The sequence below is a fragment of the Janibacter sp. RAF52 genome (genome assembly GCF_052114035.1).
GTDB lineage: Bacteria > Actinomycetota > Actinomycetes > Actinomycetales > Dermatophilaceae > Janibacter > Janibacter hoylei.
The window spans coordinates 26,023-47,554 of sequence record NZ_JBFRDY010000007.1 but is presented as its reverse complement, the minus strand read 5'-3'; the positions used below and the strand labels follow the sequence as shown (position 1 = coordinate 47,554).

Here is a 21,532-nt window from a genome sequence, read left to right as displayed (position 1 = left end):
ATGACCTCCATCCGACTGCGCGACGTGCTGACGGTCCTCGAGGGGCTCTACCCCCAGGACTCGGCGCAGTCCTGGGACCGCGTCGGCCTGGTGACCGGTGACCCTGAGCAACCCGTGCGGCGCATCCACGCGGCCGTCGACCCGACCCTCGAGGTCATCGCGCAGGCCCGTGACGCCGGCGCCGACCTGCTCATCACCCACCACCCCCTCCTCCTGCGCGGCGTGCACTCCGTCGCCACGACGAGCGCGAAGGGGGCCGCCATCACCTCCCTCGTCGTCGGCGACGTCGCGCTCTACGTCGCCCACACCAACGCCGACGTCGCCGAGCCCGGGGTCAACACCGCGCTCGCCGCCGCGTGCGGCCTGGCGAGTACCGAGCCGCTGAGCACCGAGGAGGACCGGCCCATGGGACGGGTCGGTGACCTCGACGAGCCGGTGACCCTCGCGGACTTCGCTGTGCGACTGGCGGCGGCACTCCCTTCGGCCCCGGCGGGCATCCGGGTCGCCGGGCCGGCAGAGGCGCCGGTGCGCCGCGTCGCCCTGCTCGGCGGCGCCGGCGACGGGCTCGTCGACGCGGCGGTGGCCGCCGGGGCGGACGTCTACGTCACCGCGGACCTGCGCCACCACCCCGTGCTCGAGGCCCGGGAGGAGGCCGCCGCGCGCGGCGGCACCCCCTACCTCGTCGACGCCGGTCACTGGGCCACCGAGTGGCTGTGGCTCGAGGAGATGCTCGAGCGCGTCGTGGGGGCGCTCGCAGCCGCCGGTCACGACGTGGTTGGCTTGGACACCCACGTGAGCACCATCTGCACCGACCCGTGGAGCTTCACCGTCGGCGCCCGACCCCTCCAAGGAGACCCGCAGTGAAGGCCGACCCCTTCGTCCAGGCACGACTGCTCGACCTGCAGGCGCTCGACACGCGCCTGCAGCAGATCGACCACGCGCTGACCCGGGTGCCGCAGATCGCCGCGGTCGCCGAGGCCGGTGAGCGGCTCCAGCAGGTGAGCGACGACGTCGTGCGCGTCGAGACCACCCTCTCCGACATCCGGCGCGAGGTCGCGCGGGCCGAGGCAGACGTGCAGCAGGTGCGCGACCGCGCCGCCCGCGACCAGGCGCGCCTCGAGGCCGGCACCGGCATGACCTCGCGCGACCTCACGTCGCTGCAGCACGAGATCGAGTCCCTGGGGCGCCGTCAGGCCGAGCTCGAGGACGTCGAGATCGAGGTCATGGAGCGGCAGGAGACCGCGGAGTCCCGGTTGCAGCAGCTGCAGGCCCAGCGCGACGAGATCCAGGCCGAGGTCGACCGCCTCGCCGCCGAGCGCGACGCGGCCGTGGCCGAGCTCGATGCCGAGCGCGTCGAGGTGGCCCGTCCGCGCCACGAGATCGCCGGCGGCATCGACGACCCGCTGCTCGCCCTCTACGAGCGGATCCGCGAGGGCTCGGGAGGTCTGGCCGCGGCCGAGCTCAAGCACGGCCGCTGCGGCGGATGCCGTCTCGAGCTCAACCCCGTCGACCTCGCCGCCATCGACCAGGCGGCGAGCGACGAGGTCGTGCGGTGCGAGGAGTGCTCGCGCATCCTCGTGCGCACCCACAGCGGCGACTGATGCGGCGGCTGCGCGTCGAGGCGGACGGCGGGTCCAGAGGCAACCCCGGCATCGCCGGGTACGGCGCCCTCGTGCGCGACACCGCGACCGGTGAGCGCCTCGTCGAGCTCGCCGCGCCACTGGGCACCGCGAGCAACAATGTCGCCGAGTACCGCGGGATGATCGCCGGCCTCACCGCCGCCCGCTCCATCGCCGCCGACGCCCAGATCGTCGTCGCCATGGACTCCAAGCTCGTCGTCGAGCAGATGGCCGGGCGGTGGCGGATCAAGCACCCCGACATGCGCGAGCTGGCCCTGCAGGCCCGAGACGTCGTCGCCGAGATCACCGCCGCGGGAGGATCCGTCGAGTGGGTCTGGGTCCCGCGGGCCGACAACGGTGACGCCGACGCCCTGTCCAACCGGGGCATGGACGGTGAGCACGTCGAGGACTGGCACGGCAGCGAGGCTGCCCGTGACGACCTCGCGCCCTCGCGCGACGGCGAGCAGGAGCCGGTGCGCCCGCGGCCCGGGCGTGGGGAGCCGACCCGGGTGGTCCTCGTACGGCACGGCGTCACCGAGCTCACCGAGCAGGTGCGCATCGACGGCCGCGGTGGTGTGGACCCCGACCTCAGCGCGACGGGGCGCGAGCAGGCCGCGCGGGCGGCCGAGCTCGTGGCCGAGCTCGTCGGCGAGGCCGACGCCCGGGTGGTCACCTCCGACCTCGCCCGGGCGCGGCAGACGGGCGCCGCCATCGCCGACCGGCTGGGGGTCACCCCCTTCGCCGACGCCGCCTGGGACGAGCAGTCCTTCGGCGACTGGGACGGCCTGGCCATCGCCGACCTCGTGCGCGAGCACGGTGACGACTTCCGTGCCCTGCGCGACGACCCCGACTACGCACGTCCCGGCGGCGAGTCCCACACGCAGATGGCTGCACGCGTCCTGACCGCCTGGGAGGCACTCGTCGCCGAGGGCGGGACGGTCGTCGTCGCAGCCCACCGCAAGCCGATCCTCGTCGTCCTCGCCCACGTCCTCGGGTTGCCGCACGACCGGCTCTGGCGCCTCGCCGGCAGCCCGGGCTCGCTCACGGCGATCGAGGCCTGGCCGGGTGGTGAGGCCGTCGTCGCCTTCACCAACCGCACCTGAGGAGTCGACATGACCAACGTGCCCGACTGGCTCATCGCGACCGGTCTCGTGGGGGCGGTCCTCTTCGGGCTGCTCTCGGCCTTCTTCCCGCCGCTCAACGCCGAGATCTACGCGCTCGCCGCGCCCGTGATCTTCCCGGACGCCTGGGTCGTGCACGTGTGCGCCATGACCGGTGGTCTCGTCGTCGGCAAGATGAGCCACTTCTTCGTCGCCGAAAAGGGAGCCGAGGCATACACCCTTCGGCGGGAGGCCAAGGAGGCCCGCGAGGCGCCGGAGGACCGCCGACCCACTGGCCCGGTGCGGGCCCGCTTCGCCCGATGGAGCAAGGCGATGATCGACGTGCTCGACCGGCCCCGGCTCGGTCCGCTCGTCATGCTCGCCTCCTCCGGCATCGGCTTCCCGCCGCTCGCGGTCGTCACGGTCGCGGCAGGCATCAAGCGGGTCAACATGGTGCTCTTCTTCGCGGTGACCACCATCGGGTGCCTGGCCCGCTTCCTCGTCACCGCGTGGCTCGTCAGCCGCGGCATCTCCCTCGGGCACTGAGGGCACGTCTCGGGTCGTGACCCGACGGCGGTGGCCGCCAGCCCGCTCATTAGCCTGAGGTCATGAGTCAGCCAGCAGCACAGCTCACGCCCCAGGAGGCGTGGGACCACCTCGCCAGCGACCCGGAGGCAATCCTCGTCGACGTGCGCACCCGGGCGGAGTGGACCTTCGTCGGGCTGCCCGACCTGACCTCGCTGGGCAAGCGGGTCGTCCCGATCGAGTGGACGAGCTTCCCCGACGGTGCCCCCAACCCGGCCTTCCTCGACGAGCTGCGCGCCGTCGTCCCCACCGAGGAGACGACCGTGCTCTTCCTGTGCCGCTCGGGGGCGCGCTCTGTCGCGGCCCAGACGGCCGCCGGCGCCGCCGGCTACAGCCGCACCGTCAACGTGCTCGAGGGCTTCGAGGGCGACGTCGACGCCCACGGGCACCGTGCGGTGAACGGCTGGAAGCAGGCCGGTCTGCCGTGGAGGCAGGGGTGAGCGGTACTCCCTTCGGCCCCGGCAACCCGCGGCCCTACCTCGCCCCCGAGGGGCTCTCCCCGCAGACCCTCGCCGTGCGCGGCGGCCAGGCCCGCACGACCTTCGACGAGACCTCCGAGGCGCTCTTCCTCACCTCCGGCTTCGTCTACGGCAGCGCCGAGGAGGCCGAGGCGGCCTTCAGCGACGGCGTCGACAAGTTCGTCTACTCCCGCTACGGCAACCCGACCGTCGCGATGCTCGAGGAGCGGCTGCGCGTGCTCGAGGGCGCCGAGGCGGCCTACGCCACGTCCTCCGGGATGTCGGCGGTCTTCACCGCGCTCGCCGCCCTTGTCGGGCAGGGTGACCGGCTCGTCTCCTCCCGCAGGCTCTTCGGCAGCTGCTTCGTCATCGTCGACGAGATCCTCCCGCGCTGGGGCGTCGAGACCGTGCTCGTCGACGGGCACGACCTCGACCAGTGGCGCGAGGCGCTGTCGGAGCCGACGACCGCGGTCTTCTTCGAGACCCCGAGCAACCCGATGCAGGAGCTCGTCGACATCGCGGCGGTGAGCGAGCTCGCGCACGCCGCAGGCGCACAGGTCGTCGTGGACAACGTCTTCGGCACGCCCGTCTTCTCCCGGCCCCTCGAGCACGGTGCCGACATCGTCGTGTACTCGGCGACCAAGCACATCGACGGCCAGGGGCGCGTCCTCGGTGGCGCGATCCTCGGACCCCGGGACTACATCGACGGCCCGGTGCAAAACCTCATCCGCCACACCGGCCCCTCGCTCTCACCCTTCAACGCCTGGGTGCTGCTCAAGGGGCTGGAGACGATGGACCTGCGGGTGCGCCGCATGGCCGAGTCGGCGCTGGCCATCGCCAGGGCCCTGCAGGAGCACGCCGGCGTCGACCGGGTCATCCACCCGTGGCTCGAGGACCACCCGCAGCACGAGCTCGCCCGGCGCCAGATGACCGGGGGCGGCACCGTCGTGACCTTCGACGTCCGGGGTGGCAAGGAGCAGGCCTTCGCGGTGATGAATGCCCTCCGGCTCGTCGACATCTCCAACAACCTCGGTGACTCCAAATCGCTCATCACCCACCCGGCGACGACGACCCACCGTCGGATGGGGGAGGAGGCCCGGGCTGCGATCGGCATCACCGACACGACCCTGCGGATCTCCGTCGGCCTCGAGGCCGCGGAGGACCTCGTCGCGGACCTGCGTCGCGCGCTCGGCTGACCCCTCGAGCGGGCGACCAGGTCCGGCCCTCTGGCCATGGTTGTGGGTGGAACTGGTAGTCCTGTGCGCCGACAGCGCCTGGTGGGGGCTTGCCGGCAGGCTGGGCTACCACGTCAACACACAACCATCAGCGCGCGAGTACGAGGAGCGCCGCGCCGCCCGCGACGAGGGCAACTGCGAGGCCCTGGGCCGCCAGGGCGCCGGCGCCGATGCGCACGCCTGCGGCGCGCACCCGGTGGAGCCACAGGAGCGTGGCGAGCGAGCCCCACGGGGTGACGATCGGGGCCACATTGGTCCCCACCAGGAGCGCCATGAGCCGGGTGGGGCTCGTGCCCGCCGCGGACTCGAGCGCCAGGTAGCCCGGCAGGTTGTTGAGCGCATTGGCCGCCAGGGCGCCGAGACCGGCGACCCGGGCGAGGTCGCCGAGGCCCTCGCCCGCTCCGGCCAGGTCGCGCAGCGCCGTGCCGGCGCCGGCGTCGAGCAGTGCCTGGACGGCGACGAAGAACACACCGACGACCACGGCCATGGCCCACGGCGGGCGCACCCGCTGCACGAGGAAGGGGGCCCGCAGCCTCACTGCGGTCACGAGGACGAGCGCCGCGGCGCCGGCCACGAGCCAGGGCTCCACGCCGAGGGCGAAGAGCGGCCCGATCGCCAGACAGGTGCCGGCGGCCAGCCGCAGCAGGACGCGGTCGTGCGGAGCATCCGGGGGCGCCACGGTGTAGCGGCCCCGCAGGTCGCGCCGGTGCACGAGGCCGACGACGAGCAGGGTCCCGACCACGGCGGCCGCGCCCGGGGCGAGCGCCAGCCGGACGAAGTCGGCGTGCGCCCCGCCCAGCCGCTCCAGGTGCTGCACTGCCAGCAGGTTGGTCAGGTTGGACACGGGCAGGAAGAGGGATGCGGTGTTGGCCAGGAAGAGGGTCGTCACGGCGAAGGGGGCCGCCCCCACCCCGACCTGGCGGGCGACCGTGAGCGCGACCGGTGTGAGCAGCACGGCGGTCGTGTCCAGACCGAGGAAGACCGTGACGAGCACGGCGAGCCCGCTGATCAGCAGCCACAGGACGACCGTGCGGTGACCCGCGAGCCGTGCCGTGGCGTGGCCCGCGACGTCGAAGACTCCGGCGAGGTCGGCCACCTCCGCGACGACGGTGATGGCCACGAGGAAGGCCATGACGGGCAAAGTCCGGGAGAGGACCGCCACGACCTCCGGCCAGGTCACCGGGCGGTCGTGTCGAGGACCCAGGGTCGGCCGGGTCCGGCCGGCTCGTGCAGGGTCACGTCGAAGCCGGGCTCGAGCGCCCGGGCCAGGGACGCGGGGGTACGTGGCTCGCGGTCGACGCCGAGGAGGTGGCGCGCCACCAGGCCACGGGTGTGCTTGGCCATGTGGGTGGCGCCGGGCACCCGGATCTGCACCCACCGGCGCGCCACGTCGCCGCTCGGCGTCCACGCGGCGACGTAGGTGCTCGAGCGGCAGTCGACGACGAGGCCGGTGCCCGCGGCCGTGGTCAGCTCGGTGTCGAGCGCTTCGCGCCAGTGGGCGGCGAGCGGGCCGACACCCGGGAGGTTGACCGCCATCGACAGGCGGTAGGGCGGGATACGGTCGGTGGGGTGGACCGCGCCGAAGAGCGCGGAGACGACGACGAGCCACCGGTTGGCCCGCCGTCGCTGCCCGGGGGTGAGGTCGCCGAGGCCGAGGGCGTCGTAGAGCACGCCGGTGTAGACCTCGGCTGCCGGGGGAGCAGGTGCGGTGGTGAGGCGCGTGTTGCGCGCGACCTCCTCGACGAGGTTGGGGCTGACCCCGAGGACCTCGTGGGCGTCGGGCCGGCCGCTCACCTCGGCGAGCGCGTCGAGGACCATCCGGCGGTGGTCGGTGAGGTCCGGGTGGGAGAGCGAAGGGAGGTCCAGCGCCTTGCCGCGGGAGCGGCCGGCCTTGGACTCCGACGGGGGCAGCAGCACGAGCACCCCCAGACGATACGAGAGCCGACTGCGGGCGTCGGCGTCCAGGGGCATCTAGGGTGGCGAGCATGGCTTCGCAGCGCACCGTGACCCTCCGTCCGAGCGACCCCGAGGTGGGGGAGGTCGTCGCCGCCGCGGGGCTGACCCCGCGCTTCGACGCGATCCGCGCCGAGCTCGAGGTGCCCGGCGAGTTCCCGGCGGAGGTCGTCGCGGAGGCGGAGCGGGTGGCGGCGCAGCCGCTCTCCCGGCCCGAGCGTGACGAGAGCGACCTCCCCTTCGTCACCATCGACCCGCCCGGGTCGATGGACCTCGACCAGGCCATGCACCTGGAGCGCGACGGTGAGGGCTACCGCGTGCGGTACGCGATCGCGCACCTGGAGTCCTTCGTCGAGGCGGGCGGGGCCATCGACGAGGAGGCCCGTCGCCGCGGGCAGACGATCTACGCACCCGACGAGCGCACTCCGCTGCACCCGCCGGTGCTCAGCGAGGGCGCGGCGAGCCTGCTGCCCGACGAAGTGCGCCCGGCCTACGTGTGGGACATCCGCCTCGACGCCCGCGGTGAGCACACGGCCGCCGAGGTCTACCCGGCGCTCGTGCGCAGCGTCGAGCGCCTCGAGTACACCGCCGTCCAGGAGGCGGTCGACGGCGGCACCGACGACGAGCGGCTGCTGCTGCTCCGGGAGATCGGGGACAAGCGCATCGCGCTCGAGCAGGAGCGCGGTGGGGCCTACCTCCCGATGCCCGACCAGCAGGTCGAGGAGGTCGAGGGCGGCTTCCGCCTGCACCTGCGCCCGCTCGTGCCGGCCGAGGACTGGAATGCCCAGATCTCGCTCCTCACCGGCATCGTCGCCGCCGAGATGATGCTCGAGGCCAAGGTCGGCATCCTGCGCACGATGCCCGAGCCCGACGAGCGCGCCGTCGGTCAGCTGCGCCGGGTGGCCCGCGCCCTCGGCGTTGAGTGGGCGGAGGGGACCGACCACGGCACCTTCCTGCGCTCCCTGGACGGCACCGACCCCAAGCACCTCGCGCTGATCCACGAGTCGACGGTCCTCTTCCGCGGGGCCGGCTACACCGCCTTCGACGGGGAGCTGCCCGAGCTCGTCGAGCAGGCCGCCATCGCCGCGCCCTACGCCCACGTGACGGCGCCGCTGCGCCGTCTGGTCGACCGCTTCGGTCTGGCGCTGTGCGCGGCGGTGAGTGCCGGGACCGAGGTGCCGGCCTGGGTCCGCGAAGCGCTGCCGTCGCTGCCCGAGCTCATGGAGACCTCCGACCGTCGCGCTGGGGGGGTGGAGCGGGCGACGACCGACGCCGTCGAGGCCGCCTCCCTCGCCGACCGGGTGGGCGAGGAGTTTGCGGCCGTCGTCGTGGACGTGCCCGAGGGCAAGGACGACGGGGGTGCCCTCGAGGTGCAGCTCGTCGACCCGCCGGTGCTGGCGCGGGCGAAGGGAGCAGCCGAGCTCGGCGCCGAGGTCACCGTGCGCCTGACCGGCGTCTCGCTCGACGAGGGACGGGTCGACTTCGAGGTGGCCTGACCGCCACCCCGACCGTGCGCCGGCGCGATGCCGGGATCGGGTAGGGTGGCGGCAGCGAAAGGGAGTAGTCCCCAACAGGTGTGTCGACACACTGAGCCTGAGGCCTCGGCCCCGGCTCCGGCGCATCGGGCCAGCACTGCTGGCGGACGAGACTTTCGACCGGTTTGTCATGTGACGATCCCGGTCGAGGCTCGTCGCACCACGACTCCTCGTCCGGGCGGACGAGGAGTTTTTTTCATGTTCTCTGCACTGGTGCTCAGCACCGTGGTCATCTTCGTCGCCGAGCTCGGCGACAAGAGCCAGCTCATGGCGATGACCTTCGCCACCCGCTACCGCGCACGCGACGTCATCCTCGGCATCACCGCCGCGACGGCGATCGTGCACCTGGCCTCCGTCGGCATCGGCTACTTCATCGGCGCGAGCTTCGAGCGCTACCAGGGGCCGATCGCCATCGCGGCCGGTATCGCCTTCCTCGGCTTCGCCGCGTGGACCCTGCGCGGCGACGAGCTGACCGACGAGGAGGCGCAGAAGGCGCGCAAGGCGAAGGGGTCGGCGCTGCTGGCTGTCGGCCTGGCCTTCTTCCTCGCCGAGCTCGGCGACAAGACGATGCTCGCGACGATCACCCTCGCGGTCCGGGAGGACTGGCTCGGCACCTGGATCGGCTCGACCGTGGGCATGGTCGCTGCCGACGCGCTCGCCATCGGGGTCGGCGCCCTGCTCGGGCGCAAGCTGCCCGAGAAGGTCATCCAGTACGGAGCGGCCGCCGCCTTCGCGATCTTCGGGCTGGTCCTCGTCGCCGAGGGTGCGGGGTGGCTGGGCTGACCTGCGGCGCCCCGTAGACTGCTCGGCGGATGAGTCGGCCGGACGGCTGCGTCACCGCTTCGGCGGTGTCGAGGAAAGTCCGGGCTCCACAGGGCAGGGTGGTGGCCAACAGCCACCCGGGGTGACCCGCGGGACAGTGCCACAGAAAGCAGACCGCCACGGCGACCTCGGTCGTCGCGGTAAGGGTGAAACGGTGGTGCAAGAGACCACCAGCGATCCGGGTGACCGGATCGGCTCGGTAAACCCCACCCGGAGCAAGTCCAGACAGTGTGCGTCCGAGGGCTGCCCGCCCGAGCACACGGGTAGGACGCTGGAGGTCGTCGGCAACGGCGACCCGAGATGGATGGCCGTCACCCCGGCACGGGCAACCGCGTCGGGGGACAGAACCCGGCTTACAGGCCGACTCATCCCGCCCCCTTCGTCGGGGCTCACTCCCGGGTGGCGTGCCTGACCCATCCGATGACGGCCCCGAGCAGCAGCACGAGCACTCCCGCGACGACGCTCTGCCACGGCAGCAGCGCGGCGACGCCGAGACACCCGACGAGACCGAGGGCAGGGACCACCCGGCGCGACCACCGCGGGTCGAGCGTCCACGCGCTCGCGTGCAGCAGGGCGAAGTGCACGAGCACGCAGAAGGAGGCGAAGGCCATCGCCTGGCGGACGTCGACGAGCACGATCGAGACGACGACGAAGGCCGCGACGACGACGAGAGCGCGTCGTGGCAGCAGGTGCGGTCCCTCGCGGACGGCCAGGGCCACGGGCAGGTGACGGTCACGTGCCATGGCCGCGACGGTGCCCGACGTCGTGAGGACGAGCCCGAGGAGCACCCCGCCGGCGGTGAGGACCGCGGCGACCTGCAGCACCGGGCCGAGCCACGGCCAGGCGGAGATCTCGGCGGCCGCGACGACCGGGAGCTGACGCGCGGCGACCCAGCCCGTGCCGAGGGTGCGGGAGAGGCCGAAGGCCACGAGCAGGGTGGTCGTGATGACGATGCCGAGCGAGACCGTCAGGGCCCGGGGCACCGTGCGGTCCAGCGCTCCACCCCGGGTGCGCTGGTTGAGCAGACGCACCGAACCGGTAAGCGCGAAGACGACGAAGCCCGCTGCCTGGACGACACCCGTGACGCCGCCCGACCCCTCGGGCGCGCTGGGTCGGCCGTCGGCGAGGACCGGTGGCGTGGCGAGCAGGCTCACGACGAAGACGAGCAGCACGACGACCGCCAGCGCCGCGAGGACACCTTCGCCGCGGGTCGAGCGGGTGATGCCCTGCAGGTGCAGCCCGAGCGCGCCGAGCACGGCGGCCACGGCGACGACCTTGGGGAACCCGGGCAGCAGGTGCATGCCCAGGGTGAGCGCCAGCGCCGCCGCGGCCGAGACCGCGCCGACGACGAAGGCCCATCCGGACAGGTGACCCCACGCGACCCCCAGTCGGTCCCGGCCGTGGACGTGGGTGCCGAGCGGTGCCCGGCTCGAGACGGCCAGTCGGGCCGCGGAGGCCGCGTTGAGCGCGACGACGGCCGCGGCGAGCAGCACGGCCGGGAGGAGCTGGTCGCCGGCCGCCATGGCGGCGGGAGCGAGGGCGACGAAGATGCCGGCGCCGACGACGGAGGCCAGCCCGGTGCCGACGGCGTCGGGCAGCGTCGACGGACGGCTCGTGGCCGCCGAGGCTCCCTCCGACGCTCTCGTCATGCGCCCTACCCTGCCGCATGGCCACCCGCGACGGCGGGGAGCGCGCCGATCCGGGACGAAGGGGAGGTCAGTTGCCCTTGGCCGCCAGGCGCGCTGCGCCGATGATGCCCGCCTTGTTCTTCAGCTTGGCCGCGACGACCGGGGTGCGCAGGTCGAGCAGCGGCAGGAAGGTGTCGGCCTTCTTGCTGATGCCACCACCGACGACGAAGAGGTCGGGCCACAGGAGGGCCTCGAGTCGGGAGTAGTAGACCTGCAGGCGAGCGGCCCACTCCTCGAGGTCCAGGCCCTCGCGCTCGCGGACGGAGTCGGCGGCGCGGGTCTCGGCGTCGTGGCCCTCGATCTCGATGTGGCCGAGCTCGGTGTTGGGCACGAGGTGGCCGTCGACGAGCAGGGCCGTGCCGATGCCGGTGCCGAGGGTGGTGAGGACGACGACGCCGTCCTGCCGCTTCGCTGCGCCGTAGTAGCGCTCGGCCACGCCGGCTGCGTCCGCGTCGTTGACGACGTGCACGTCCCGGCCCAGCCGGTCGCCGAAGAGCTCGCGGGCATCGACCCCGATCCAGGAGGAGTCGATGTTGGCGGCGGTCTGCACGACGCCGTGGGTGACGACCGCGGGCACGGTGATGCCGACGGGGACGCCCTTCTTCACCCCGAAGTGGTCGACGACCTGCTCGACGACCTCGCAGACCGCGTCGGGCGTGGCCTGGTCGGGGGTGGCGATGCGCAGGCGGTCCTCCGCGAAGGACCCCTTGTCGAGGTCGACGGGTGCCCCCTTGATGCCGGAGCCTCCGATGTCGATCCCGAGGGCGTCGTGCTGCTTGCTCATCGTGGGTCTCCTGTCAGGGGAGCGTGAGGATCTCGTTGCCCTCATCGGTGATGAGGATGGTGTGCTCGAACTGCGCCGACCGGCGGCGGTCCCGCGTCACGGCGGTCCAGCCGTCGTCCCAGAGGTCCCACTGCGGGGTCCCGAGGTTGAGCATGGGCTCGATCGTGAAGGTCATGCCCGGCTCGATGACCGTGTCGTACTGCGGGGCCGCGTCGTAGTGGGGGACGACCAGGCCCGAGTGGAAGCTCGTCCCGATGCCGTGACCGGTGAAGTCGCGCACGACGCCGTAGCCGAAGCGCGCCGCGTACTTTTCGATGACCCGGCCGATGATGTTGATCTGGCGGCCGGGCAGGGCCGCCGTGATCCCGCGGAGCATGGCCTCGTGGGTGCGCTCGGCGAGCAGCCGCGACTCCTCGTCGGGCTCGCCGGCGAAGAAGGTCGCGTTGGTGTCCCCGTGCACCCCGCCGACGTAGGCGGTGATGTCGATGTTGACGAGGTCGCCCTCCTCGAGGGGGCGGTCGTCGGGGATGCCGTGGCAGACCACCTCGTTGACCGAGGTGCACAGCGACTTCGGGAAGCCGCGGTAGCCGAGGGTCGAGGGGTAGGCGCCGTGGTCGAGCAGGTACTCGTGGCCGATGCGGTCGATCTCGTCGGTCGTCACCCCGGGGGCCACCGCGGAGCCGGCGGCGGCGAGTGCGCGGGCCGCGATGCGGCAGGCGTGCCGCATCGCCTCGATGGTCTCGGCGTCCTTGACCTCGGACCCGGCGAAGGGGGTGGGAGCCTCCTTGCCGACGTACTCGGGGTGGGCGATCCGGCCGGGCACCTCGCGGCGGGGGGAGACCTGACCGGGTGTCACGGTTGCGACGGGGGCGGGCATGCGGTGGAGTCTAGGCAACGAGGGCGCGGCCCACGCGCCCCGGGCTGCGGACGAGGTCCGCGAGGAAGGACGGCACGACGATGGCGTACTGGTTCAACATCGAGTCCGGTCAGGTCGAGAGCGACGACAACCGCTCCCAGGGCGCGGACGTCATGGGTCCCTACGAGACCGAGGCGGAGGCGGCCGGCGCGCTCGCCACGGCACGGGCGAAGACGGAGGCCTGGGACGAGCAGGACCGCAAGGACAAGGAGTGGGAGACCGGCGACGCGCAGGCCTGATCCTCCCTGCTCACCGGGGCCGGTGGACCGTGAGGGCCCAGCTGCCGTCACCGGGCCACGGGTCCCGGTCCCACGAGGAGTACCTGACGACGAGCGAGAGGTCGGCAGCGAAGGCCGCGCGGTCGACGTCGTCGGCGTCGACCGCGGCAGCGCCGGGCGGCTGGTGGCCCGGCAGGGCCCAGCCGCAGACGAGGCGGCCGTCGGTCGTCAGGTGGGCCCGGAGCCGGCGCAGTACGTCGACGAGCGTGCCGTCGGCGAGGAAGGGCACGACGTTGCCGGCGAGGACGATCACGTCGAAGGCCTGACCGGTGAGCGTGAGCGTCGCCAGGTCGGCGTGGACGAAGCGGGTGGTGTCGTCGCGCTCGCGGGCCACCTCGATCATCGCGCCGTCGGCGTCGACCCCGACGACGTCGTGCCCGAGGGCGGTGAGCGTCGAGGCGACCCGGCCGGTGCCGCACCCCGCGTCGAGGATGCGGGCCGGTGCCTCGTGGAGGGCGTGGACGAAGCGCGCCTCGCCGTCGAGGTCGACCCCCTGCTCGGCGAGCGCGTCGAAGCGCTGCTGGTACGCGTGCGCGGCGTCGATGCCCCCGGACACCTCCGACCACCGGGTGCGGATCTCGGGGAGCTCGGCGGCAGGCGACATCGTCAGCTCTCGAAGGAGTGCTCGGCGGCAGGGAAGGTGCCAGCCGCGACGTCGGCGGCGTAGGCCCGGGCCGCGTCACCGAGGACGGTGCTCAGGTCGGCGTACCGCTTGACGAAGCGCGGTGCCCGGCCGGTGCGCAGGCCGGCCATGTCCTGCCAGACGAGGACCTGGGCGTCGCAGTCCGGACCGGCACCGATGCCGATGGTCGGGATGCGCAGCTCGCGGGTGACCTCGGCGGCGGACGCGGCCGGCACCATCTCCATGACGACGGCGAAGGCGCCGGCCGCCTGGACTGCGCGGGCGTCCTCGAGCAGCTTCGCGGCGGCCTCGCCGCGCCCCTGGACGCGGTAGCCGCCGAGGGTGTGCTCGCTCTGCGGGGTGAAGCCGATGTGTGCCATGACGGGGATGCCCCCCTGCGTCATCCGCTCGATGGTCGGGGCCATCTCGGCGCCGCCCTCGAGCTTGACGGCGTGCGCCAGGCCCTCCTTCATCAGGCGGGCCGCGGAGAGGTAGCCCTGCTCGGGAGAGGCCTGGTAGGTGCCGAAGGGGAGGTCGGCCACGACGAGTGCGCTCGCCGCGGCGCCGGCGACGGCCCGGGTCAGCGGGATCATCTCGTCGAGGGTCACGGGGACGGTGGTCTCGTAGCCGTAGACGTTGTTGCCGGCGGAGTCGCCGACGAGGAGCACCGGGATCCCGGCGCCGTCGAAGACCTGCGCGGCATACATGTCGTAGGCGGTGAGCATCGCCCAGCGCTCGCCCCGCTCCTTCATCGCCTGCAGGTGGGGGATGCGCACCCGCTTGGGCGGGGCAGCCGCCGCGGCGGGGCCGTTGCCGTAGGGGGCGGTGCCCTCCGGCGCGGAGCCGTCGGTGGGGGTGGCGTCGGGCGCAGGGGTGGTCATGGGTCCAGCGTAGGGGGAGGGGCCCTGGGGCAAGCCACGAGTGGTGGATAGAGGGAAAACCCGCACGGGGTCACCCCGAAGAGTAAGGATTCCTTCAGGAAATCCTGTGTTGTCTCCCGGTCGCCGGCAAATCTTGGTTGAGTGCGCTCACCCCTGTGGCACGAGCCACAACATTTTTTGGAGGACCCGTGAAGAGACGCCACACCCATGTCGTGTCCGGCCTCGCGGCTTCCGCCCTCGTCCTGACCCTCGCGCCGATGTCGGCGACCGCGGGGACGAGCGCTGCGATGCCCCCCGAGGACAAGGCCGCTTCGACGGCCCGGCACGACGACCTGCCCAACCCTCTGGGTGACGCCCAGCGCGAGCTGCGCGAGGACGCCGTCGACAAGCTGATGCGCGGCGAAGCCCGCGTCGTCACCAAGAACGGCACGCAGGTCATCGAGATCACCAGCGACGATGCCGCCGAGACCCACGCCAAGGCCAAGGGCCACCAGGACAAGACGTCTGCGGGCAAGGGGAAGGGCAAGGGGAAGGGCAAGCCGCGCACCAAGTACGTCCAGTACGACGTCGACCGCGAGGCGAGCATCTTCACGATCCTCACCGACTTCGGCGACAAGACCAAGCCTGCCCAGGGCGGCGAGGCCGGCCCGGTGCACAACGAGATCCCCGAGCCGGACCGCTCGGTCAACAACTCGACGATCTGGGACGAGGACTTCAGCCGCGACCACTACACCGAGCTGATGTTCGGTGCCGATGACGCGGACAAGGGCAAGGGCAAGGGCAAGGGGAAGGGGAAGAAGAAGGACCAGCAGTCCTTCCGTGACTTCTACCTCAAGCAGTCCCAGGGCCGCTTCCTCACCAAGGGTGACGTCAGCGACTGGGTGACCGTCCCCTACAACGAGGCTCGCTACGGCCACAACCCGGTCGCGGGCGACGGCACGTCCGAGGCCGAGGGCTACTGGAACTACATCGCGGACACCGCGACCGCCTGGTACGAGGACCAGGTCGCGCAGGGCAAGAGCGAGGCCGAGATCAAGGAGTACCTCGCCCAGTTCGACGTCTGGGACCGCTACGACTTCGACGGTGACGGCGACTTCAACGAGCCCGACGGCTACATCGACCACTTCCAGGCGATCCACGCCGGCGAAGGGGAGGAGGCCGGCGGCGGCGAGCAGGGCGAGGACGCCATCTGGAGCCACCGGTGGTACGCCTTCTCCAACAACATGGGCAAGGACGGGCCGGCGCAGAACAAGCTCGGTGGCGTGCCGCTCGGCGACTCCGGCATCTGGATCGGTGACTACACGACCGAGCCGGAGAACGGTGGCCTGGGTGTCTTCACCCACGAGTTCGGTCACGACCTCGGTCTGCCGGACCTCTACGACACCGCCGGCGGTGACAACGGCACCGGCTTCTGGACCCTGATGTCCGGCGGCTCGTGGCTCAACGACGGCACCGAGGACATCGGCTCCAGCCCGGGCTACATGGGTGCCTGGGAAAAGCTCCAGCTGGGCTGGCTCGACGTCGAGACGGTCAAGCAGGGCCAGAAGGTCAACCTCGACCTCGGTCCCGCCGACCGTGACCACAAGGCCCTGCCGCAGGCTGCCGCCGTCCTCCTGCCCGAGGAGACGGTGACGACCGACTACAACACGCCGCACTCGGGTGAGTTCGAGTGGTGGTCCGGCTCCGCGGACGACCTCAACAACACGCTGACCCGTGAAATCGACCTCACCGGGGCGAGCTCTGCGTCCGTCTCCGCCCAGCTGGCCACCGAGATCGAGGCCGGCTACGACTTCCTGTACACGGAGGTCAGCACCGACGGTGGGTCGACGTGGGAGGAGCTGGCTGCCACCGACGGCGGTGACCTCACCTGGGGCGAGGTCACGACCGACCTGAGCGCCTATGCGGGCCAGAAGGTCCAGTTCCGCTGGCGCTACCAGTCCGACGGCGGTGTCTCCATGGCCGGTGCCTTCATCGACGACATCACGATCACCGTCGACGGCACCGCGGTCCTCACCGACGACGTCGAGTCCGGCGACAACGGCTGGACCGCCGACGGCTTCACCCGGATGTCGGGCTCGACCTCCGAAAAGGTCCAGAGCTACTACCTCGCCGAGAACCGCGTGTACTCGGGCTACGACGAGAACCTCAAGACCGGCCCGTACAACTTCGGTGACCCCGAGCGTCCCGACTGGGTCGAGCGCTTCCCGTACCAGGACGGCCTGCTCGTCTGGTACATCAACAACGCCTACTCGGACAACAACACGAGCACGCACCCCGGCTACGGCCAGGTCCTGCCCGTGGACGCCCGTCCGGCGCCGGTGAAGTTCTCCAACGGCAAGCTGCTCGGCAACCGCCGTCAGCCCTTCGACGCCACCTTCGGCACCCAGCGCACCGACGAGGTGACCTTCCACAACGCGGGCATCCCGCAGACGGTCCCGTCGAGCAAGGGCATCCGCACCTTCGACGACTCCGACCCCGACCGCTACTGGTCGGCGGAGAACCCGTGGAGCTCGACGAAGGTCGCCGGGTCCGGCACGAAGATCACCGTCCTCAAGGAGAAGAAGGACGAGATGAAGCTGCGCATCGAGGCCGGGCGCTGATCGCACCCACCTGAGCACGGCACCCGACACCGGGCCCGCCCCGTCCACCGGACGGAGCGGGCCCGGTGTCCGTTGCGTTGCGACCCCTCCGGCTAGGGCAGGATGGGCACATGGATCGTCAGCAGGAGTTCGTCCTCCGCACCATCGAGGAGCGCGACATCCGGTTCGTCCGGTTGTGGTTCACCGATGTGCTCGGGACGTTGAAGTCCGTGGCCATCGCCCCGGCCGAGCTCGAGGGTGCCTTCACCGAGGGCATCGGCTTCGACGGCTCGGCGATCGAGGGGTTCACCCGGGTCTACGAGGCGGACATGCTGGCGCGCCCCGACCCCTCGACCTTCCAGGTCCTGCCGTGGCGGGGCGAGCACCCGGGCACCGCCCGGATGTTCTGCGACATCCAGCTGCCCGACGGCAGCCCCGCACTGGCCGATGCCCGCTACGTCCTGCGCCGCACGCTCGACAAGGCGGCGGACATGGGCTTCAGCTTCTACACCCACCCCGAGATCGAGTTCTTCCTGCTCAAGCAGGGCACGACCCCCGGTGAGCGTCCGGTCCCCGTCGACGACGGCGGGTACTTCGACCACGTGCCGAAGGGGGAGGCCCACGACTTCCGTCGGGCAGCCATCACCATGCTCGAGTCGGTCGGCATCTCCGTGGAGTTCAGCCACCACGAGGGGGCTCCGGGGCAGAACGAGATCGACCTGCGCTACGCCGACGCCCTGTCGACGGCGGACAACATCATGACCTTCCGGACGGTCATCAAGGAGGTCGCCCTCGAGCAGGGGGTGTACGCCACCTTCATGCCGAAGGTCTTCGCCGAGTACCCGGGCAGCGGGATGCACACCCACATGTCGCTCTTCGAGGGTGACACCAATGCCTTCTACGAGCCGGGCGCCCCGTACCAGCTGAGCAAGGTCGGGCGGCAGTTCATCGCCGGCCTCCTGCACCACGGGCGCGAGTACGCGGCCGTCACCAACCAGTGGGTCAACAGCTACAAGCGGCTGTGGGGCGGTGGCGAGGCACCCGCGCACCTGACGTGGGGTCACAACAACCGCTCGGCGATGGTCCGCGTACCGATGTACAAGCCCAACAAGGGCAACTCCAGCCGGGTCGAGCTGCGCAGCCTCGACGCCGCGTGCAATCCCTACCTGGCCTTCGCCGTCATGCTCGCCGCCGGGCTCAAGGGCATCGAGGAGGGTTACGAGCTGCCCCCCGAGACCGAGGACGACGTGTGGGGCCTCACCGACCGCGAGCGCCGGGCCATGGGCATCAAGCCGTTGCCCTCCAGCCTCATCGAGGCGATCGAGGCCATGGAGGAGAGCGAGCTGGTCGCCGAGACGCTCGGTGAGCACGTCTTCGACTTCTTCCTGCGCAACAAGCAGCAGGAGTGGGCGGACTACCGCAACCAGGTGACCCCCTTCGAGCTCGAGCGGCTGCTGCCGCGCCTGTGAGGACAGCGTGACCCCACCCTCCCGGCCCGTCCCCACCCTGGCCCGGCGCGGCTTCAGCGACACGCGTCGCGCCGAGGCCCTCCTCGCCGACGCGGCTCTCGAGCCGCTCGGTCAGCACCACGAGCCGCTCCTGCGCGCGATCGCCCGGGCGGCCGACCCCGACCAGGCGCTGCTCGGTCTCGTCCGGGTGCTCGAGGCCAGCGACGACGAGGCACTCGTGCGAGCCCTCACCGGCGACGCGGCGGCCCGGGACCGGCTCATCGGCGTGCTCGGCATCTCCTCGGCGCTCGTCGACCACCTCGTGGCGCACCCGGACCAGTGGCGCGACGCGGTCGACGCGGTCGAGATGACGCCGGAGGAGCGAACCGAGGCCCTGCTCGCCGAGATCGCCGACCACGGTGACCTCGAGCCGCAGGACGCGCTGCGGGTGGGCTACCGGCGCCAGCTGCTCGGCATCGTCGCGCGTGACGTCACCTCCGACGACGCCGTCGCCGACCTGCCGGACATCGCCCGCGCGCTCGCCGACCTGGCCGGGTCGGCGCTCGAAGGCGCGGTGCGCATCGCCATCGACGAGCTGGGGGAGGAGGGGCAGTCCTGCCGCTTCGCCGTCATCGGCATGGGCAAGGCCGGCGGCCGCGAGCTCAACTACATCTCCGACGTCGACGTCATCTTCGTCGCCGAGCCCGTCGACGGGGTCGACGAGGCCGCGGCACTCGAGGTCGCGACCCGCGTCGCCAGCCGCATGATGCACGCCTGTGCCGACGCGACGTCGCACGGCAGCCTGTGGCCCGTCGACGCCGCGCTGCGCCCCGAGGGCAAGCAGGGCCCGCTCGTGCGGACGGTCGCCAGCCACCGTGCCTACTACGAGCGGTGGGCCAAGACCTGGGAGTTCCAGGCGCTGCTCAAGGCGCGTCACCTCGCCGGCGACGCCACCCTCGGTGCCGAGTACCTCGAGGCGGTGCGGCCCCTCGTGTGGGAGGCCGCCTCCCGCGAGGACTTCGTCGACGACGTCCAGGCCATGCGGCGCCGGGTCGAGGAGCACATCCCCAGTGCTGAGGCCGCCCGCCAGCTCAAGCTCGGGCCGGGCGGGCTGCGAGACGTCGAGTTCTCCGTGCAGCTGCTGCAGCTCGTCCACGGGCGTACCGACGAGACCCTCCACTCCGGCACCACCCTCGACGCACTGGCCGCCCTGTCCAGGGGTGGGTACATCGGTCGGGCCGATGCCGCCGTCCTCGGCGAGGCCTACCGGGTGCTGCGCACGCTCGAGCACCGCATCCAGCTGCACCGGTTGCGGCGCACCCACCTCATGCCGACCTCCGACGACGACCTGCGGCGGCTCGGCCGGGCCATGCGGCTCTGGGACCAGCCCGCCCACGAGGTCGTCGCGCTGCGCACCGGGCACTCACGCGAGGTGCGTCGGCTGCACCAGCGCCTCTTCTACCGGCCCCTGCTGTCGGCCGTCGCCCGCCTGAGCCCCGACGAGGCCTCGCTCAGTCCCGACGCGGCCCGCGAGCGCCTGAGTGCCCTCGGCTACCGAGACCCGGCCGGAGCGCTGCGCCACCTGGAGGTGCTCACCGAAGGGATGAGCCGTGCGGCGTCGATCCAGCGGCAGCTGCTCCCCGTCATGCTCGAGTGGTTTGCCGAGATGGCCGACCCGGACGCCGGGCTGCTCGCCTTCCGCAAGGTCAGCGAGGAGCTCGGCACCACCCACTGGTACCTGCGCCTGCTGCGCGACGAGGGCGAGGCAGCCCAGATCCTCGCGCACACCCTCGGCGCGAGCCGCTTCGCCGGGGATCTGTTGCTCGCGAGCCCGGAGGCGGTCCAGTACCTCGGTGAGGCCGACGGGCTGCGCCCGCGCACCCGCGACGAGCTGCTGCGCCGGATGCGGTCGGCAGCCGGTCGCCGAGAGGACCCCGAGGCCGCCGTCGCCGCGATCCGGGCGATCCGCCGGGCCGAGATCTTCCGCGTCGGCGTCGCCGACCTGCAGGACCGGCTGACGCTCGACGAGGTGGGGGAGGCGCTCACCGATGTCTCCGAGGCGACGATCCAGGCCGCACTCGAGGTCGTCGTGCACAAGGTCGAGGCCGAGCGGGGCGCGGACCTCGGCACCGACCTGCTCATCGTCGGCATGGGCCGGCTGGGTGGTCGCGAGGTCGGCTACTCCTCCGACGCCGACGTCCTCTACGTCCACGACCCGCGTCCCGGCGCCGACGACCAGGCGGCCCAGGAGGCGGCCCTGGCCGTCGTCACCGAGCTGCGTCGACTCATCGGCGCTGCGGGGTCCGACCCGCCGCTCGGTCTCGACGCCGACCTGCGGCCGGAGGGCAAGAGCGGCCCCCTGGTGCGGTCGCTGGCCTCCTACGCCAGCTACTACGAGCGCTGGTCCGAGACGTGGGAGGCGCAGGCCCTGTTGCGCGCCCGGCCGGTGGCCGGTGACCCGGGTCTCGGTGAGCGCTTCACGCAGCTCATCGACCCCCTGCGGTGGTCGCCCCAGGGGCTCGACGCGCGGCAGGTCCGTGAGGTCCGCCGACTCAAGGCACGGATGGAGGCCGAGCGACTCCCGCGGGGGGCCGACCGCAAGGCGCACTTCAAGCTCGGCATGGGTGGTCTCTCCGACGTCGAGTGGACCATCCAGCTGCTGCAGATGGAGCACGCCCACGAGCACGAGGGCCTGCGCACCACGCGGACCCTGCCGGCGCTCGCCGCCGCCGTCGACCTCGGCCTCGTGGACGGCCACGACGCGACCGTCCTGCGGGAGGCCTGGTCGATGGCCTCGCTGCTGCGCAATGCCGGCATGCTCTTCCGCGGCCGCCCGGTCGACTCGGTGCCGTCCAACCTGCGCGAGGCCGACGGGGTCGGCCGGATTGTCGGGATGGAGCCGCAGTCCGGCCTCGCGCTCGCCGAGTCCTACCGCCGCACGGCGCGACGCGCCCGTCAGGTCGTCGACCGCATCTTCTACGGCGAGGACGAGCAGCAGCGGTGAGACGCCGGTCAGGCAGCGCCGGCAG

19 protein-coding genes and 1 other RNA gene are annotated in these 21,532 nt (G+C 72.3%); 13 read left to right on the top strand and 7 right to left on the bottom strand.

What is annotated here, in order from left to right; translation table 11 throughout:
- The 6 genes from AB4Y78_RS10800 (at position 1) to AB4Y78_RS10775 (ending at position 4,958) form a co-directional block, all read left to right on the top strand.
- Positions 1–864: a Nif3-like dinuclear metal center hexameric protein gene (locus tag AB4Y78_RS10800; protein ID WP_441714870.1), complete on the top strand. Its 864-nt coding sequence runs from the start codon at positions 1–3 to the stop codon at positions 862–864.
- A complete protein-coding gene (locus tag AB4Y78_RS10795; protein WP_441714868.1) occupies positions 861–1,601 on the top strand; it encodes a zinc ribbon domain-containing protein in 741 nt (246 codons plus the stop codon). Before AB4Y78_RS10800 ends, AB4Y78_RS10795 begins: the two co-directional genes overlap by 4 nt.
- On the top strand, positions 1,601–2,722 hold the full coding sequence (locus AB4Y78_RS10790; protein ID WP_441714866.1) for a bifunctional RNase H/acid phosphatase: 1,122 nt from the start codon (positions 1,601–1,603) through the stop codon (positions 2,720–2,722). Before AB4Y78_RS10795 ends, AB4Y78_RS10790 begins: the two co-directional genes overlap by 1 nt.
- 9 nt (positions 2,723–2,731) lie before the next feature.
- Complete coding sequence (locus AB4Y78_RS10785; protein ID WP_441714864.1) at positions 2,732–3,265, top strand: hypothetical protein; 534 nt, start codon at positions 2,732–2,734, stop codon at positions 3,263–3,265.
- Positions 3,266–3,327: 62 nt separating this feature from the next.
- Positions 3,328–3,744 carry a rhodanese-like domain-containing protein gene (locus tag AB4Y78_RS10780; RefSeq protein WP_007928134.1) on the top strand — a complete coding sequence of 139 codons (417 nt, stop codon included), beginning with the start codon at positions 3,328–3,330 and terminating at the stop codon, positions 3,742–3,744.
- Positions 3,741–4,958, top strand: coding sequence for an O-succinylhomoserine sulfhydrylase (locus AB4Y78_RS10775; RefSeq protein WP_441714862.1), 1,218 nt, complete (start codon positions 3,741–3,743; stop codon positions 4,956–4,958). Before AB4Y78_RS10780 ends, AB4Y78_RS10775 begins: the two co-directional genes overlap by 4 nt.
- A gap of 127 nt (positions 4,959–5,085) precedes the next feature.
- Here the strand turns inward: AB4Y78_RS10775 and AB4Y78_RS10770 are convergent, their stop codons facing one another.
- Together AB4Y78_RS10770 and AB4Y78_RS10765 are read right to left on the bottom strand one after the other, a co-directional pair.
- Positions 5,086–6,177, bottom strand: a complete 1,092-nt coding sequence (locus AB4Y78_RS10770) for an ArsB/NhaD family transporter (RefSeq protein WP_441714860.1) — start codon at positions 6,175–6,177, stop codon at positions 5,086–5,088.
- Positions 6,174–6,920 (bottom strand): YaaA family protein, encoded by a 747-nt coding sequence (locus AB4Y78_RS10765; protein WP_007928129.1) that lies wholly within the window; start codon positions 6,918–6,920, stop codon positions 6,174–6,176. The genes AB4Y78_RS10770 and AB4Y78_RS10765 overlap by 4 nt, the downstream gene beginning before the upstream one ends.
- Positions 6,921–6,982: 62 nt before the next feature.
- Between AB4Y78_RS10765 and AB4Y78_RS10760 the strand changes: the two genes are divergently transcribed.
- The 3 genes from AB4Y78_RS10760 (at position 6,983) to rnpB (ending at position 9,679) form a co-directional block, all read left to right on the top strand.
- Positions 6,983–8,446 (top strand): RNB domain-containing ribonuclease, encoded by a 1,464-nt coding sequence (locus tag AB4Y78_RS10760; RefSeq protein WP_441714859.1) that lies wholly within the window; start codon positions 6,983–6,985, stop codon positions 8,444–8,446.
- 237 nt (positions 8,447–8,683) lie between these two features.
- Positions 8,684–9,268, top strand: coding sequence for a TMEM165/GDT1 family protein (locus AB4Y78_RS10755; protein WP_259910647.1), 585 nt, complete (start codon positions 8,684–8,686; stop codon positions 9,266–9,268).
- 30 nt (positions 9,269–9,298) lie between these two features.
- Positions 9,299–9,679, top strand: an RNA gene (gene rnpB / locus AB4Y78_RS10750) — RNase P RNA component class A.
- Positions 9,680–9,696: 17 nt separating this feature from the next.
- Here the strand turns inward: rnpB and AB4Y78_RS10745 are convergent.
- From AB4Y78_RS10745 to map, 3 genes are all read right to left on the bottom strand, one after another.
- Positions 9,697–10,956: an amino acid permease gene (locus AB4Y78_RS10745; protein WP_441714856.1), complete on the bottom strand. Its 1,260-nt coding sequence runs from the start codon at positions 10,954–10,956 to the stop codon at positions 9,697–9,699.
- A 67-nt stretch (positions 10,957–11,023) separates the two neighbouring features.
- Complete coding sequence (gene ppgK / locus AB4Y78_RS10740) at positions 11,024–11,779, bottom strand: polyphosphate--glucose phosphotransferase (protein WP_259910644.1); 756 nt, start codon at positions 11,777–11,779, stop codon at positions 11,024–11,026.
- A gap of 13 nt (positions 11,780–11,792) precedes the next feature.
- On the bottom strand, positions 11,793–12,656 hold the full coding sequence (gene map, locus AB4Y78_RS10735; RefSeq protein WP_259910642.1) for a type I methionyl aminopeptidase: 864 nt from the start codon (positions 12,654–12,656) through the stop codon (positions 11,793–11,795).
- Positions 12,657–12,736: 80 nt separating this feature from the next.
- On the opposite strand from map, the gene AB4Y78_RS10730 reads away from it, so the two are divergent.
- Positions 12,737–12,934 (top strand): hypothetical protein, encoded by a 198-nt coding sequence (locus tag AB4Y78_RS10730; RefSeq protein WP_007928102.1) that lies wholly within the window; start codon positions 12,737–12,739, stop codon positions 12,932–12,934.
- 10 nt (positions 12,935–12,944) lie between these two features.
- On the opposite strand, the gene AB4Y78_RS10725 is transcribed toward AB4Y78_RS10730, so the two are convergent.
- A complete protein-coding gene (locus AB4Y78_RS10725) occupies positions 12,945–13,577 on the bottom strand; it encodes a class I SAM-dependent methyltransferase (protein ID WP_007928101.1) in 633 nt (210 codons plus the stop codon).
- A 2-nt stretch (positions 13,578–13,579) separates the two neighbouring features.
- A complete protein-coding gene (gene panB, locus AB4Y78_RS10720; protein ID WP_007928099.1) occupies positions 13,580–14,476 on the bottom strand; it encodes a 3-methyl-2-oxobutanoate hydroxymethyltransferase in 897 nt (298 codons plus the stop codon).
- Between the two features lie 188 nt (positions 14,477–14,664).
- Here panB and AB4Y78_RS10715 point away from each other — a divergent pair, with 188 nt between their 5' ends.
- From AB4Y78_RS10715 to AB4Y78_RS10705, 3 genes are all read left to right on the top strand, one after another.
- The gene (locus AB4Y78_RS10715; protein WP_337590119.1) at positions 14,665–17,076 is read left to right on the top strand and encodes an immune inhibitor A domain-containing protein; all 2,412 of its coding nucleotides are present in this window, start codon (positions 14,665–14,667) and stop codon (positions 17,074–17,076) included.
- A 110-nt stretch (positions 17,077–17,186) separates the two neighbouring features.
- Positions 17,187–18,524 (top strand): glutamine synthetase family protein, encoded by a 1,338-nt coding sequence (locus AB4Y78_RS10710; RefSeq protein ID WP_128276704.1) that lies wholly within the window; start codon positions 17,187–17,189, stop codon positions 18,522–18,524.
- Between the two features lie 7 nt (positions 18,525–18,531).
- Positions 18,532–21,507 carry a bifunctional [glutamine synthetase] adenylyltransferase/[glutamine synthetase]-adenylyl-L-tyrosine phosphorylase gene (locus AB4Y78_RS10705; RefSeq protein WP_282070845.1) on the top strand — a complete coding sequence of 992 codons (2,976 nt, stop codon included), beginning with the start codon at positions 18,532–18,534 and terminating at the stop codon, positions 21,505–21,507.
- The last annotated feature ends 25 nt before the right edge of the window (positions 21,508–21,532 follow it).